Source organism: Streptomyces sp. NPDC024555 (assembly GCF_055559335.1).
In genome coordinates, this window is the sequence record NZ_JBVHKV010000012.1 from 292425 (window position 1) to 306618 (window position 14194).

Consider the following 14194-nt stretch of genomic DNA (forward strand, 5'->3'; position numbering starts at 1 on the left):
TCGACGCGCTGCAGTATCTGCCTGCCCCCCCCCCCCCCCCCCCCCCCCCGGCCCCGCGCCCCCCCCCCCCCCCCCCCCCCCCCCCCCCCCCCCCGTCGCGGCCTTGATCACTGGACCGGGGCACGCGAAAATTCTGGGCACGTCGAAGTGGGGGAAGCGCGATGAGCCTGGGCACGGTGGCGATCACAGGGGCGGCGGGAACCATCGGTTCCGTGGTTCGTGAGGCGTTACGGCGTGAGGCGGCGCGCCTGGTCCTGCTGGACCGCGTGCCGCTCCGCGCGGAGGTCGACAACGAGGACGTGCGGATGCTGGACCTGCGGGACGCCGCCGCGGTGGAGTCGGCCCTCGCGGGTGCCGACCGCGTGCTCCATCTGGGCGGCGTGCCCGACGAGGCCCCTCTTCCGGAGCTGCTCGAAGCGAATGTGCTGGGCACGCATCACGTCCTGGAGGCGGCGCGGCGTACGGGAATCGGGCGGGTGGTGCTGGCGAGCAGCAACCGCGTGACCGGCTTCTACCCGTCCGGACACCTCACCGGCCCGCAGGAGCCGACACGTCCTGACGGTCTCTACGGGGTGAGCAAGGTGGCCGTCGAAGCCCTCGGGCGGCTCTACGCCGACAAGTTCGGCCTCTCGGTGATCTCCCTGCGCATCGGCAGCTTCGAGCCCGCACCCACCGAACCCCGGCACCTGGCCACCTGGCTGAGCCCGCGCGACGCCCTCGGCTACATCCGGGCCGCCCTCACCGCACCGCCCTCCACCCGCTTCCTCACGGCCTACGCCGTCTCCGCCAACACCCGCCGGTTCTGGGAACTCCCCGACCCGTCGCAGCTCCCCTACACTCCCGTCGACAACGCCGAGGCCCACGCCGCGGACATCCCCGGCAACCTCCTCACCGACCCGGCCGGCCCCCAGGCAGGCGTCTACGCCGAGCCCGAGTTCACCCTCAAGCACCTCCGCGCCTGACCGCCCGAGGGCCGCGCGAACAGCCGGACACCGGCATCAAACGACCGGGGGCCGCCCCAGCCGCGTCATCCGCCACACCGTGCCCCGGCGGTCTCCGGAGCATCCCTGATCGGCATGACTCTTTTGCAGCCACCGCGCGGTACTGCCAGGCGGCCGGCTCGTTGGTCATCGGACCACAACGGGAGACAGAGGCGAGGCGTCATGGCCATCAAGATCACTGAAGACTGCATCAACTGCGGTGCTTGCGAGCCCGAGTGCCCGAACGAGGCGATCAAGGAGGGTGACGAGGTCTATGTGATCAATCCCAACGCCTGCTCGGAGTGCGTGGGCTTCTTCGACCATCTCGCGTGCGCGGCCGTGTGTCCGGTGGATGCCTGCGTGACGGATCCCGACAGGGTGGAGACCGAGGAGACCCTGATCAGCCGAACGCTGAGCCTCCACCCCGACGATGACGAGCTCCGGCGCAAGGCAGCCGCCAACGACTACCCGAGCCACTTCCGGAAGTGAGCCTTCGCCTCTTTGCGGATCAGGGCCGCGCGTCGACCCGGCGGGCACGGCTCTGACGCACGAGAGCGTCACGCATGCGCACCACGGCAGCGCGGTCGGGTACGTGGTAGAGGCGCGCGTCGTGCTCGTAGTTGTCAAGTAGCTGCTGTCCGACCAACACCTTCTTGTCCAGGTCCTTACCGCATGCCCTGAACAGCTCGCGATAGCGCGCCTGGTACTCCGGGCGCGCCTTCTTGCGGCTGGGGGCGGCCGCTGAGGGTTGTCCGTGACCTGCGAGACCTGACGCGGCAAGACCGCCAAGCGCGACCCGGAGTGCCTGGCGGCGCGTTACTTCAAAGATCATGCACGGAAAGTAGCAGACCGACCGCATGGGGCTACCAAGGTGGGACTCGGGCCGGTCCCCTGCCCTGTCCGACGGGATCCGCGCATCCCCGAGCCGTCCAGGACATCGCCCCGGACGACGAGTACGCGCACGAGATCGTGGAGAGCCACCGTCCGGGCTGAGGTCACTGCCTGGACTGAGGCCGCTCCGGGCTGACGCCGCCCGGCCGGTGACGTGTGCCGGCCGGTGACGCGTCCGGGGCGGTGTCAGGTCGTACGCGTGACATGGCGGGCGAGCCACGTCAGCAAGGGGTCCAGATCGGCGGCGGCCGAGAGCACCCGGTCCACGGCCTCGGGGGTGTACAGCCACTCCTCGTCACCCAGGAAGCGGGCGGCGATCAGCGAGCGGTGCCGGAGCAGTTCCGCGCGGGCGTGGTCCGCCGGGTAGCCGCGCGGAGGGCGTTTCATCAGGTCCCCGGAGACCTCGTACCCCTTGTCCCGCACGGCGTCGACCAGCGCCGCGAGCTCCCGCCCGCTGCCCTCGGCGGCCACGGCCCTGCGGTACGCGTCCACCTGGCCCGGGTCCGGATACCACCAGGCCCCCTGGATCCGCAGCCCCTCCAGCGAGAACCGCAGCCCGATCTCGACCTTCCGCCCGAGCCGGATCACCGCCCCCTGGTTCTGCCACCACCACGAATCGGTCCGGTAGTGCCACACCGAGAAGTCCTCGTAGCGGGGCTCGGCGTCCGCCACCGCGTTCAGCAGACCGATCATCGGCCGCCGCACCAGCCGCTCCCGATCCGCCCGGCAGTGCTCCCTGGTCTCCCTGGACGGCTCCCCCTGGAGCCGCACCAGCACATCCATGGCCTGCTCGGGCCAGCCGCCGAACTGTCCGTCCATGCGCGGAGGATAGCCCCGGCGGCCGACCGCGACCCGGCTCGACGCAGCTCGGCTCGACCCGGCCCCACCGGGCTCCGCTCGGCTCGGCTCAGCTCAGGAGAAGATCACGGACCGCACGAGAAGATCGTCCCCGCCGCCCGCGCCCGGCGGCAGGGAGACGTAGTCGTCCCCGGTGCAGTCGGCGTCGCGGAAGACGGTGGCGGTCGACCTGGTGAGGTTCCTCGGCGCCCAACTGGCCGATCCCGGCTCGGAAGCGGGGCCCTGGAGGCTGAGGCATTCGCCGCTGGGGGGATTGTTCAGGAACCCGGTGGCCTCGTAACCGTCGGCGGTGGCGTAGCTGTACCGGAACTGGCCGGTGGCCGCCGAGGCCGAGGCGGGCACGGCCAGCAGCAGGGCGAAGGCGCCGCAGGCGGCGCCGAGGGCCGTGGTGAGGGAGCGAACGGACATGGAGGGGCTCTCTTTCTCGCGCTTGCAGAGGTCATGACTACGCATGATGACCACACGTGACGTCATGACTACGTGTAACGACTGTAAGCGGAGAGTGACTGGCTCCAGTGAGTCCGCGCCTCGGTTCACCACATCGGGTGTGGACGACCCGTTCGGCCCGGGGCGGAATCGGACCCGGCACCCCAGGGCGAGCCGCCGGACCCGCTCCTACCAGGGCGGACGGGTGTCGCGGAGGGCTTCCGGGGTCTGCTCGGGCAGCCACTGGCCGCTGTCGGTGCGCAGCAGCATGCCCGGGTCCGGCTCGAAGTCCTCACGGGACGGGGCCGGTTGATGGAACCGCTCGGTGCGCGGGATGCCGACCTCCACGAGCCGGCCCTCCTGGAACATCCACAGCCCGAAGCAGTCGTCGTCCTGATCCCGCAGCAGGACCTGGACGGTGTACGGGCTCGGCCACGGAAGCGACTCCAGATACCTGAGCAGACCCTTGCGGGCACGCACCTTGTCCAGCTCCAGGGCCCATCCGAAGCCGTAGCCCCACTCCCCCTCGATCGGGACGAAGCGGCCCCGCCAGGTGCGCTCGCCGCGCTCGTCCTCCCGGGTCAGCGGCTCCATCACCTCGTGCGCGTTGCGGGCCAGCACGATGACTTCGGCGTCTCTGCTCATGCCGGAGTATCCGCGCGGCCGCCCGGTCCGCCGCAACGGGATTTCTCCGCCGCGTTGTTCTGTTTACAGAACGTTCTGTTTACGGAACGATGCACGGAGAACGGCCACCTCACCGAGAGACAGGTTGATCCGCGTACATGCCTATACGTATCGCACACCCCGGCGAACTGCCCGCGCTCGTCGAGCACATCGGCCGGCCCGAGCGCAACGCCGGGACGGCCGCGTACCTCACCGACCTTCTGGAGAAGAAGTGCACCCGGCCGGAGTGGTGCCTGGTCGCGGAGGACGCCGACGGGAGGCTCACCGCGGCCACCGCGCTGTGGACCATGCCCGGCAACGACGTCCCGATGGCCCTGGTGCTCCTGGAGGCGCCGTGGGACGAGCCGGGGCTGGTCACCGGGCGGGCGCTGCTGGACGAGGCGGTGGCCCTGGGCGGTTCGCTCGGGGCCACGGAGCTGGGTCACGTCGTCGACTCGCCCGCGCAGGCACCGCAGTTCCAGACGGATCCGGAACGGCGGGCCGAACTCCTGCGGCTGGCGGGCTTCGACCTGGCCCGTGACGGGCGCCGCTTCCGCCGCGCGGCAGGGGGTGAACTCACGGCGTACGACGAGCGGCTGACCTGGCGTTCGCTGCCCGATCTGGGCCGCGAACCGTTCCTCGCCCTGCTCGCCGATGCCCTGCCCACCAGCGCCGACTCCCACTTCTCCGCCCTGATCGCCCGGGAGGGGGCGCGGGCCGCCGCGGAGAGCGTCTTCGAGGACATGGAGGGATTCGCGTACGAACCCCACTGGTGGGAGGTCGGTTACGCCCCCGATGGCACGCCGGCCGCGCTCAGCCTGCCCGCCCGGAACCCCGGGGCCGCCGTCATCGGCCTGGTGGCCGTGGCTCCCGCCTGCCGGGGCAACGGATACGCGACGGCCGTCGTGGCCCGGGGCACGCGGCTGCTGACCGAGGCGGGCGCCGAGGAGATCCGCGGTGACTGCGACGCGGCCAACACCGCCATGATCAAGGCCTTCGAGCGCGCGGGCTACGAGAACTTCGCCGACCGCCGGGAGTTCGCCCGCCGCCTGTGAGCGGGGACGCCCCCGCGCGGTGCCGACCTCCCCGCCTCACCCCAGCGCCACCCTCGCCAGCACCGGCAGGTGATCGCTCCCCGTCGCCGGAAGCGTACGGATGTCCTCGACCGTCGCCGAGCGGGCGAGGACCTGGTCGATGCGGGCCAGGGGGAAGGAGGCGGGGAAGGAGAAGGCGAAGCCGTGCTCGGGGGTGTGGAGCTGGGAGGTGAGGGGGGAGAGCCCGCGGTCGTCGACCGTGCTGTTGAGGTCGCCGAGGACGATGACCTTCGCGACGGTCTCGGCGGCGATCGCACGGCCGAGCAGATGGGCGCTCTCGTCCCGGCGGGCCGAGCTGAGTCCGCTCACGCCGAACCGCAGGGACGGCAGATGGGCGACATAGGCGGCGACCTCCCCCTGCGCGGTGTGGACGACCGTACGCAGACCCCGGCTCCAGCCCTCCTCGATGCCCTCGGGCTTGATGTCGACGACCCGGGTGCCGGAGAGCGGAAGCTTCGACCAGATCCCGACGGTCCCCCGCACCTCGTGGAACCGGTACTGCGGCGCGAGCGCCCTCTCGTACGCGGGAAGCGCGTCCGGGACCAGTTCCTCCAGCGCGATGAGGTCGGGCCGGGCCGCCGCCAGCGCGCGGGCGGTCCCCGCCGGGTCCCCGTTCACATCGCTCACGTTGTGCTGGACCACCACCAGATCGCGCTCACTGGCCGCGGACGCCGGCAGGAACAGCCCGCCGAACGCGTACGCCCACGCCGCCACCGGCAGCACCAGCGCCAGCAGCGCGGTCACCGAACGGCGCAGCAGCGCCAGGACCAGCAGCGGAACGACGGCCAGACCGAGCCACGGCAGGAACGCCTCCAGCAGACTGCCCAGCCGCCCGGGGGTGTTCGGCAGCACCCCGGGGAAGGCCAGCAACAGCGCCGTCAGAGCAGCGAGCCCGGCCAGGACCTTCCCGCGCCTCCACCGCCCCGGACGCGCCCAGGACCGCCGGATGGCCTTGTCGACCCCGTCGCCCCGCGCGACCGTACCGGGGTCCGCATCGGTATCGGCACGCGTACCCGTACCCGCGTCCGCGTCCGTATCCGGACCCGCGTCTATGTCCGCATCCGTGCCCGTGTCCGCCGCGCCGTCCGTCCGCTCTTTCATGTTCCCGCCTTGCCGTCCCCGCCCCTGTGACCTCGTCCTTCAGGACGGTCGGGCGGGACGGGCAGTTCCCGGGGGGCGTCTCTGTCCGGCAGGTGGACCCCCTTGCCGCAGACGCACGACGGCCGGGGCCGGGGGCGTGCAGGGGCGTCCCCGCAGAACGACGAACACAGACCGGGGTACGTATACGTGCTGCCCGCACGTTCGTCGTTCGAGGAGTCGCCCCGGAGGGGCCCCGGACCCCCACCCACCGGACAGCAGGCGGCCCGAGCGTCAACACCCTTACGGCTGCTACTCCTTGGAGGCGGCAGCCCCCACGCCGGGCGGCGCGCCTCGGCTACCCTGTCGCCCATGCTCGGGGGACCTGAAGACCACTCATATCTCGACGGCAGCGGGGCCCGGCCACTGGAGCCCCGGGATCCCCGGCGCATCGGCCCGTTCCGCCTGCTCGGCGTACTCGGCTCGGGCGGCATGGGCCGGGTCTATCTCGGCGTCGTCCCACCGGAGGCGGCCCTCGCCCCACCGGAGACGGCCGACGGGACGCGGCCGGACGAGGACACGGGACCGGACGCGGGCACGGCACCGGACACGACACCGGCCGAGGGCACGGGACCGGCCGGCGGAACCGTCCGCCCCGCCGGGCACTACGCGGCCGTCAAGCAGGTGCTGCCCGCGCTGGCCGAGGACACCGCGTTCCTGGGGCACTTCGGGCACGAGCTGGACAACCTCGGGCGGCTGCCGGGCCGGACGAGCGCGCGGCTGCTGGCGAGCGACCGGGAGGCGAAGCCGCCGTGGTTCGCCACGGACTTCATCCCCGGGATCACCCTCAGCGAGGCCCTGCGGCTGCACGACGGTCCGCTGCCCGCCGACGCGCTGTGGCGGCTGCTGCGCGACGCCGCCGACGGGCTGCGCACGGTGCACGCGGCGGGGATCGTGCACCGCGACCTCAAGCCGTCCAATGTGATGCTGACGCTCGACGGGCTCACGCTGATCGACTTCGGGGTGGCCCGCGCCGCCGACCAGAGCCGGCTCACCAAGACCGGCATGGTCGTCGGGACGCCCGCGTACATGGCCCCCGAGCAGGCGATCGCCAATCAGAAGCTGACCACCGCCGCCGACGTGTTCGCGCTCGCCAGTCTGGTGCTGTACGCGGCGAACGGGCGGCCCCCGTTCGGCGACGGCTCGGGCCTCGACCTGCTCTACCGCATCGTCCACGAGGAACCCGACCTCGGCCGGCTGCCCCGCACCGATCCGGAGCTGGCCGAGCTGGTCGGCTCCTGCCTGGCCAAGGACCCGGCCGAACGGCCCGGCACCGACGCGCTCTTCGCCCGTGCCGACGCCCGCGTCCCGGAGGCGGTCTCCAGTCCGTGGCCCCCGACCGTCACCGACCGCATCACCGCCCGCGAGGCCTTCGCCGGCCGGACCCCGCCGCCCGAACCGGAAGGGGAAGAGGAAGAGGAAGAGGAGCAGGGGGCGGAGCGGGTGCCTCCCGCCGCCGGCCCCCCGGAGGGCGGAAAGGCCGGTCCGGACGTCGCGGCGAAGCCGGAGAACGAGGCCGCGCCCGCACCGGAGCCCGCCCGGCCGTCCCGGCGGCGGCGGGTCCTGCTCGTCGCCGTGCCCGTCGTGATCGTCGCCGGGACCACCCTGACCCTCAAGCTGGCCCCGTTCGAGGTGCCCGACGCGGAGGCCCGGCCCGGCGCCTCCGGGTCACGGACGCCCGGCACCCCCACCGCTTCGGCGTCCGGCGGCCCCACCGCCACGGCCTCGGGGTCGCCGTCACCCACCGCCTCGGCCTCCCGCAAAGCGCCCGACGCGTCCGCGAGCGCCCGCGACGGCGGCAAGGGCGGCGGCACCGCGGGCGGCGCGGACGGCACCACCGGCTCCGGCTCCACGGGCACCACCGGAGGCGGAACCGGATCCTCCACCGGGTCCGGCGGCTCCAACTCCTCCGGCTCCTCCGGCGGCAGCTCCGGAACCACCGGCTCCGGCTCCGGCGGCGGAGGCGTCGGCCAGGACCCCGCCCTGCCCGCGACCACCGCCGCGCACGCCGTGAAGAACCTCGCCAAGGGCACGTGCCTCGCCTCGGCCGTGAACACCTACGGGGGCACGGCCGCCGCCACCACCGAGAAGTGCGGCGGCTCCCGCAACGGCTCCCGCATGGACTACACCTGGACGTACAGAGCCGGTCCGGGCAACACCTTCACCCTCGTCAACGGCGGCACCGGAAAGTGCCTGGAGCCGAAGACGTACATGGGCTACGCCCTCAACCCCTGCGACGGCTCCGCGCGCCAGTCGTGGAAGATCACCGTCTCGACGTCCCGGGGCCACAACCTCGTGAACACCGCCGCCGGCACCTGCCTCTCCGTGGTCGGCTACGCCGCAGCCCCGTCCGCCGCCGCCTGCGACGCACAGGCGACGTCACAGCTGTGGACGGACAGCGTCTGACCGACCCGCAGGCCCTGTCCGGCCGGGCCCGGCCCCGACCGGTCCGTTCCACGCGTTCTCTGCCCTGACCCGACCGGCCCGTTCTACGCACTCCCTGCCCGGCCCCGCCCCGCCCCACGCGCCCAATGGAGGGGGTGCGGAAGCCACACGGGTGAGACGGCGGCCCCGCCGCACCCTCCGGGCCGACCATCGGATTTACGTTCCCGGGCATGAAGCACACCGTTCTTCCCCGCAGCGGCCCCGCCCGTATCGCCGCCGCCTCCGCGGCCGCCTGTGTCCTGTGCCTTGCCGCCGCCCTCCCCGCGGCGGCCGACTACTCGGGCAACCCGCTGGACGGCTCCCACGGCTTCGGGATCATCGTCCAGGAGGACGCCACCCTGGGCAGCGCGGAGACCGAGGGGTCCGTCGCCGTCGGCGGAAACCTGATCTACGGTCCCGGGTACAACATCGCGCTGCACACCCCCGGCAGCTTCACCGCGCCCGGCGACGACAGTCCGACCGCGCTGCTCGTCGGCGGCAGGATCGATCACGCGGGCAGCTCGCCGCAGGGTGTGCTGAAGGTGCTGAACGACGGCTACGTCAAGATCGGCGACCCGACGGGCTCCTCCGTCCTGGACACGGACGCCAACGGGGCCTCCGTCGCCACGCAGATCGTCGCCGCGAACGCGGGGTACAACTCGACCCCGCGCGTGGAGGAGACCGGCCGCCAGCCGGCCGACTCGGTCACCGACACCACCGGACTGCCGGACCTGGACGCGCTGTTCGCCCGGTTCCGGGAGCGCTCGGACGCCATCGGGACCTGCGGTACCAACGTCGTCCTGCGCGACGCCGAGGGGAACCCGCTCCCCGACCAGACCGGCTTCCCGCCCGGCACGAGCGCCCACCTCACGCTCACGGAGGGCCGGACCAACGTCCTGCACCTGACCGGCGAGCAGCTGAACAACCTCTCCGAGCTGGTCTTCGACACCCCGCCGTCACCGACCGCCCCGTTCGTCGTGGACGTCGACACGACCGGGAGCGGCGGTACGTACGTGTGGAACGTGCCGAACACCGCCGGGACGTCCGGAGAGCAGGCCCCGTACATGCTCTGGAACTTCTCCGACGCGACCGACATCACCATGGCCTCCGGCGACTCCCTCGAAGGCACCTTCTACGCACCCCGGGCCCATCTCACGGACATCGACGCCTCGAACATCGAGGGCACCGTCGTGGCCCGGCAGCTGACGGAGGGTCCGCTGACGGAAGGCGGCGCGTCGGCCGTGGACGCGGGCGAGATCCACGAGTTCCCGTTCGACGCCGACATCGACTGCGGGGGCGAACCGTCGCCCTCGCCCTCGCCGTCCACCACGACGAGCGAGCCGAGCCCGTCCCCGAGCGAGCCCACCCCGACCCCGACGGGGACGACGGCCGAACCGACACCCACCGGGCACACGCCGACGCCGACGCGCTCGCACCCGGAGTGGCCGGGCGAGGGAGGCGGCCACCACCACCGCCCGCCGGGCGGCGGACTCGCCGACACCGGTACGTCCACGACGCTCTACGCCGCCGCCGGGGCCCTGCTGCTCGTCGCCGGCGGGGTCTTCCTGTCGGGACGCCGCCGCCGGCCGCGCCACTGAAGCCACCCCGCAGTGACCGGCCCCGGGGTCACCGGCCCCGGGGTCAGCGGTCCGGGAACCGCTCCCCGCACGCGCTGCAGAACACCGGCGCCGACTCCATCGCCATCCGGCCGCACTCGGGACAGACCCGGTCCAGCGCGCAGGGCGCCTCGCCCCCCTCGTACGCCACCGGCGCGGGCGCGCGGGTGATCGAGAGGCCGGGGCGGCGGCGGTGCACCGTGAGATAGGCGAGCCCCTCGGGTCCGGCGGTGAGCGAGCGGCGCGAGGTGCGCGGCAGCCACGTCACCGTGCCGGGCGTCAGCGCGAGGGGCTCACCGCCGTCGCCGGGGGTGAGCCGGCCGCCGCCCTCCAGGACCACGAGGAGCACGTCCAGCACGTTCTCCTGGTGCTCCCCGACCTCTCCGCCCGGCGGCAGCCGTACCAGGTTGGCGTCCAGCTCCCTGCCCTGCCGGTCCAGTTGCCAGAGCGCCCCGCGGGCGTCGGCATCAGCGGCGGAGAGCAGGTCACCGAGTACGGCCAGGACCTCAGGAGTGGAGTTCACGGCGTCCAGGCTACGCCCGCGCACACGGCCCCGGGCGGGTGCGCGGGGCGGGGAATCCGGTGGACCGGCCCGGTGATCGTTTGTACCCTCCGCTGATGACGTCCGCGCCGCGCCTCCCCGACGACAGGTACCCGCCGATCGAGCCGTACGACCACGGGATGCTGGACGCGGGGGACGGAAACCTCGTGTACTGGGAGGTCTGCGGCAATCCCGCGGGAAAGCCCGCCCTCGTGGTGCACGGCGGTCCCGGCTCCGGATGCACCCCGGGCGCCCGGCGGTTCTTCGACCCCGCGCGCTACCGCGTGATCCTCTTCGACCAGCGCAACTGCGGCCGCTCCACCCCGCACGCGAGCGACCCCGCCGCCGATCTGCGCCTCAACACCACGGACCGGCTGATCGCCGACATGGAACGGCTCCGCACCCACCTGGGCGTGGACCGGTGGCTGCTGTACGGGGGTTCGTGGGGCTCCACGCTGATCCTCGCGTACGCCGAGCGGCACCCGGAGCGGGTCTCCGAGATCGTGATCCCGGCCGTCACCACGTCCCGGCGCTCCGAGATCGACTGGCTGTACCGGGGCGCCGGGCGCTTCTTCCCGGAGGCCCTGGAGCGGTTCCGGGCCGGGGTCCCGGAGGCGGCGGGCAAGGCGACTCCCGAGGTGCTCGCCGCGTACGCCGCGCGCACCGAGAGCCCCGATCCGGAGGTGCGGGCCCGCGCCACCGCCGACTGGTGCGCCTGGGAGGACACCGTCCTGTCGATGGAGGCGCACAGCGGTCCGCCCCCGTACAGCGGCCGGCCGGGACCCGCGCAGCAGGCGCTCGTCCGGATCTGCGCGCGCTACTTCTCCCACGGCGCCTGGCTGGAGGAGGGGCAGCTGATCCGGGACGCCGGGCGGCTGGCGGGCATCCCGGGTGTGCTGATCCACGGCCGGCTCGACATGGGCGGGCCCCTCTCCACCGCCTGGGAACTGGCCGGGGCGTGGCCGGACGCCGAGCTGACGGTGATCGAGGACGCGGGGCATCTGGGCGGAGCGGCGACGAGCCGGGCGGTCCTGGCGGCGCTGGACCGGTTCGCGGAGGTCTGAGCCGAACCCCCTTGCTTTCATCATGGGCATGACACCTAGGGTGGGCCGTGGCCGGTGATCGTCGCCGGTCACAGCACCACAACGGAGGAACCATGTCCGCAGCACGCTCCCTCACCCGCATAGGCGCGATCGCCGGCACGCTGTCCGCCGCCCTGATGCTCGCCGTCACCCAGGCGTCCGCCGCCACCGCCGAGACCGAACGCGCCACGGCCACCAGCGTGTCGGGCAGCGTCTCGTGGGACAAGTGCGTCGCCTCCTCCGTGAACCGGGCCTGCTTCTCCCCCGCCGGCGACTGGTTCATGGTCTACGACGGAGACGCGGACGGCTCGTCCGCCGTCATCGACTGGGAGGCCGGAAGCCGTTACGGCGCCATCTTCAACGCGGACAGCTACGGCGCGTACCGCTACAAGAACAAGAACTTCACCGAGGGCGTCACCGTCCGCTTCCGCGTCTGCAACGGTCACTGGTCGACCAAGCTCATCACCGCGGGCACCTGCTCCGGCTGGGCGAGCATCTCCGCCTGACCGCACGCACGGCTCCCGCCCGACCGCGCCCCGGCCGCGTCCGAAACCCCATCGGAATACGGCGCACCCTGGGCCACGGGCTGACTGTCGGGTCATCATGTACCGGGCGGGTCAGACGAGTTGAGCGGGGGCGGCCGATGCGCGGAGTGCTTCTCGACGGGCGGTACCGGCTGAAGGAGCCGGTGGGCTCCGGCGGTATGGGCCGGGTCTGGCTGGCCGAGGACGAGCGCATCGGCCGCACGGTCGCGGTCAAGGTCCTCACCCAGCCCGACGAGGACACCGCCGTCACCCGCTTCACCCGCGAGGCCCGGGTGGTCGGCGGCCTGTCGAGCCCGCACATCGTCACCCTGCACGACTTCGGCGAGGCGCGGGTGGCCGACGAGCGCGTGCTGTACCTCGTCATGGAGCACCTGCGGGGGCGCGACCTCGGAGCCGTACTGGAGAAGCGGAAGCCGGACCCCGTCCCGCCCGCCGAGGTGATCGGCTGGGCGCTCGCCATCTGCGCCGGACTGGAGACCGCGCACCGGGCGGACATCGTCCACCGCGACATCAAACCGGCCAATGTCCTGCTCACCGCCGAGGGCACCATCAAGATCCTGGACTTCGGGATCGCGCGGATGCTGTCCACGGCCGGGCCGATGACGCGCACCGATCTGACGGCGACGGGGTTCGTGATCGGCACCCCGCTCTACATGTCGCCGGAACAGATCGTGACGCCCGACTCCATCGACAGCCGCAGCGACCTCTACTCCCTCGGCTGTCTCCTCCACACCCTGCTCACGGGCGAGCCGCCGTTCACCGGCACGGGCACCTCCGTGCTGGCCCAGCACCTCAGGAACACCCCCCGCCCGCCGAGCGAACGCCGGACGGAGCTGGCCGGGTACGACGGACTCGACGCGCTCGTCCTGCGGCTGCTCGCCAAGGAGCCTGACGAGCGCCCGGCGGACGCGGCGGAGGTGTCCGCCCTGCTGAAGGCCGCCCGCGCGGCCGGGGCGGCCGAAGCCCCCACCACGGCGGTGACACCACCGGCCCCGGCACCCCCCGCACCCGATCCGGCCCCCGCGCCCGCACCCGACAACACCCCCACCGCCCTGGGATCCGTCGCCCACACGGCCGCCCCACCACCGGCCCCGACCCCGCCGCAACAGCAACAACAGGCCCAGCCGCCCGCGTACCCGTACCCGCTGCCGCCCGGACAGCCCACCGCCCCGCCCGCGCGGCTGCGGATCGGCGGACGGTCGCCGCGCATCGGCTCGGTGTCCACCCGCACGGTCGCCGCGACCTGGCTGGCCGGTGCGGGGACCGCCCTCGTCACGGTGGTCCTCCTGCTGCTGTGCGTCCCCACCCAGACCGCGAACGCCCTCGTCCTCAGCGGCCTCGCCGGACTGGCCGGCATGGCCGCGACGCACGGGTTCACCAATGTCTTCGACCCGCGGGAGCGCAAGCTCTTCGACCGGCTCCTGTCCGCGCTGCTGCTCGCCTTCCCGCTGGGGGCCGGCGGGGCGGCCATCGACCACGGGGTGACGGGCAAGATCTCCGGACGCTACGTCGTGTTCGCGGGCGGCGCCTGCCTCGCCGCGCTGACCGTCGGCGTGCTCATCGCCGACCAACTGGTCCTCCGGCTGCGGCTGTCCCCGCGCGCGGCCCTGCTCCTCACCATGAGCGGCTGGATCAACGGCGTGATGACCTGGGCGATGCTCGCCTACCTCTCCGCCCTCGGCCCCCTCTGGTCCCTGCCGGTCGGCTGCGCGGTCTGGCTGGGGACCTCGGCGGGGCTGGGCCGGATCCTGTCGCCCGCGACGAACCCCGGCGGTACGAACACGGGCGGACCGCACGCGGGCGGAACGGCCCCCGGCGGCAGGGGCCCCGGCGGTACGAACACGGGCGGCCGGACGGCCTGAGCGCACACGGCGCCCGGACCGCCCGGCAAGCTCCGGGAGCGCACCCGGACCGCCCGGCCGACACCGGGAACGCGC

14 protein-coding genes are annotated in these 14194 nt (G+C 73.2%); 8 read left to right on the plus strand and 6 right to left on the minus strand.

Translation table 11 applies throughout. From position 1 onward, the window contains the following. Positions 1–161 precede the first annotated feature (161 nt). The gene (locus tag ACZ4FH_RS22765) at positions 162–962 is read left to right on the plus strand and encodes an NAD-dependent epimerase/dehydratase family protein (RefSeq protein WP_467306896.1); all 801 of its coding nucleotides are present in this window, start codon (positions 162–164) and stop codon (positions 960–962) included. Positions 963–1163: 201 nt separating this feature from the next. Beyond that, complete coding sequence (locus tag ACZ4FH_RS22770; protein ID WP_467306898.1) at positions 1164–1469, plus strand: YfhL family 4Fe-4S dicluster ferredoxin; 306 nt, start codon at positions 1164–1166, stop codon at positions 1467–1469. A gap of 19 nt (positions 1470–1488) precedes the next feature. Here ACZ4FH_RS22770 and ACZ4FH_RS22775 read toward each other — a convergent pair whose 3' ends face one another. The 4 genes from ACZ4FH_RS22775 to ACZ4FH_RS22790 all read right to left on the minus strand — a co-directional run bounded on the left by ACZ4FH_RS22775 (position 1489) and on the right by ACZ4FH_RS22790 (position 3800). Next, positions 1489–1812, minus strand: coding sequence for a hypothetical protein (locus tag ACZ4FH_RS22775; RefSeq protein WP_467306900.1), 324 nt, complete (start codon positions 1810–1812; stop codon positions 1489–1491). Between the two features lie 245 nt (positions 1813–2057). Next, entirely contained in the window at positions 2058–2690 is a 633-nt protein-coding gene (locus ACZ4FH_RS22780) for a DUF2461 family protein (protein WP_467306901.1), read from the minus strand. 93 nt (positions 2691–2783) lie between these two features. Beyond that, positions 2784–3137, minus strand: a complete 354-nt coding sequence (locus ACZ4FH_RS22785) for a hypothetical protein (protein ID WP_467306903.1) — start codon at positions 3135–3137, stop codon at positions 2784–2786. Positions 3138–3344: 207 nt separating this feature from the next. Further along, on the minus strand, positions 3345–3800 hold the full coding sequence (locus tag ACZ4FH_RS22790; protein WP_467306905.1) for a hypothetical protein: 456 nt from the start codon (positions 3798–3800) through the stop codon (positions 3345–3347). Between the two features lie 137 nt (positions 3801–3937). Between ACZ4FH_RS22790 and ACZ4FH_RS22795 the strand changes: the two genes are divergently transcribed. Next, positions 3938–4873 (plus strand): GNAT family N-acetyltransferase, encoded by a 936-nt coding sequence (locus ACZ4FH_RS22795; RefSeq protein WP_467306907.1) that lies wholly within the window; start codon positions 3938–3940, stop codon positions 4871–4873. 36 nt (positions 4874–4909) lie between these two features. On the opposite strand, the gene ACZ4FH_RS22800 is transcribed toward ACZ4FH_RS22795, so the two are convergent. After that, positions 4910–6013 carry an endonuclease/exonuclease/phosphatase family protein gene (locus tag ACZ4FH_RS22800; RefSeq protein WP_467306908.1) on the minus strand — a complete coding sequence of 368 codons (1104 nt, stop codon included), beginning with the start codon at positions 6011–6013 and terminating at the stop codon, positions 4910–4912. Positions 6014–6361: 348 nt separating this feature from the next. On the opposite strand from ACZ4FH_RS22800, the gene ACZ4FH_RS22805 reads away from it, so the two are divergent. Next, positions 6362–8455 carry a protein kinase domain-containing protein gene (locus tag ACZ4FH_RS22805; protein WP_467306909.1) on the plus strand — a complete coding sequence of 698 codons (2094 nt, stop codon included), beginning with the start codon at positions 6362–6364 and terminating at the stop codon, positions 8453–8455. 209 nt (positions 8456–8664) lie between these two features. Beyond that, positions 8665–10071: a collagen-binding domain-containing protein gene (locus ACZ4FH_RS22810; RefSeq protein WP_467306911.1), complete on the plus strand. Its 1407-nt coding sequence runs from the start codon at positions 8665–8667 to the stop codon at positions 10069–10071. Positions 10072–10114: 43 nt separating this feature from the next. On the opposite strand, the gene ACZ4FH_RS22815 is transcribed toward ACZ4FH_RS22810, so the two are convergent. Beyond that, positions 10115–10612: a hypothetical protein gene (locus tag ACZ4FH_RS22815; RefSeq protein WP_467306912.1), complete on the minus strand. Its 498-nt coding sequence runs from the start codon at positions 10610–10612 to the stop codon at positions 10115–10117. Between the two features lie 95 nt (positions 10613–10707). Between ACZ4FH_RS22815 and pip the strand changes: the two genes are divergently transcribed. The 3 genes from pip to ACZ4FH_RS22830 all read left to right on the plus strand — a co-directional run bounded on the left by pip (position 10708) and on the right by ACZ4FH_RS22830 (position 14119). After that, positions 10708–11694: a prolyl aminopeptidase gene (pip, locus tag ACZ4FH_RS22820; protein WP_467306914.1), complete on the plus strand. Its 987-nt coding sequence runs from the start codon at positions 10708–10710 to the stop codon at positions 11692–11694. Positions 11695–11786: 92 nt separating this feature from the next. Next, positions 11787–12218, plus strand: a complete 432-nt coding sequence (locus tag ACZ4FH_RS22825; RefSeq protein WP_467306915.1) for a hypothetical protein — start codon at positions 11787–11789, stop codon at positions 12216–12218. A gap of 137 nt (positions 12219–12355) precedes the next feature. Further along, the gene (locus tag ACZ4FH_RS22830) at positions 12356–14119 is read left to right on the plus strand and encodes a serine/threonine-protein kinase (protein WP_467306917.1); all 1764 of its coding nucleotides are present in this window, start codon (positions 12356–12358) and stop codon (positions 14117–14119) included. Positions 14120–14194 lie beyond the last annotated feature (75 nt).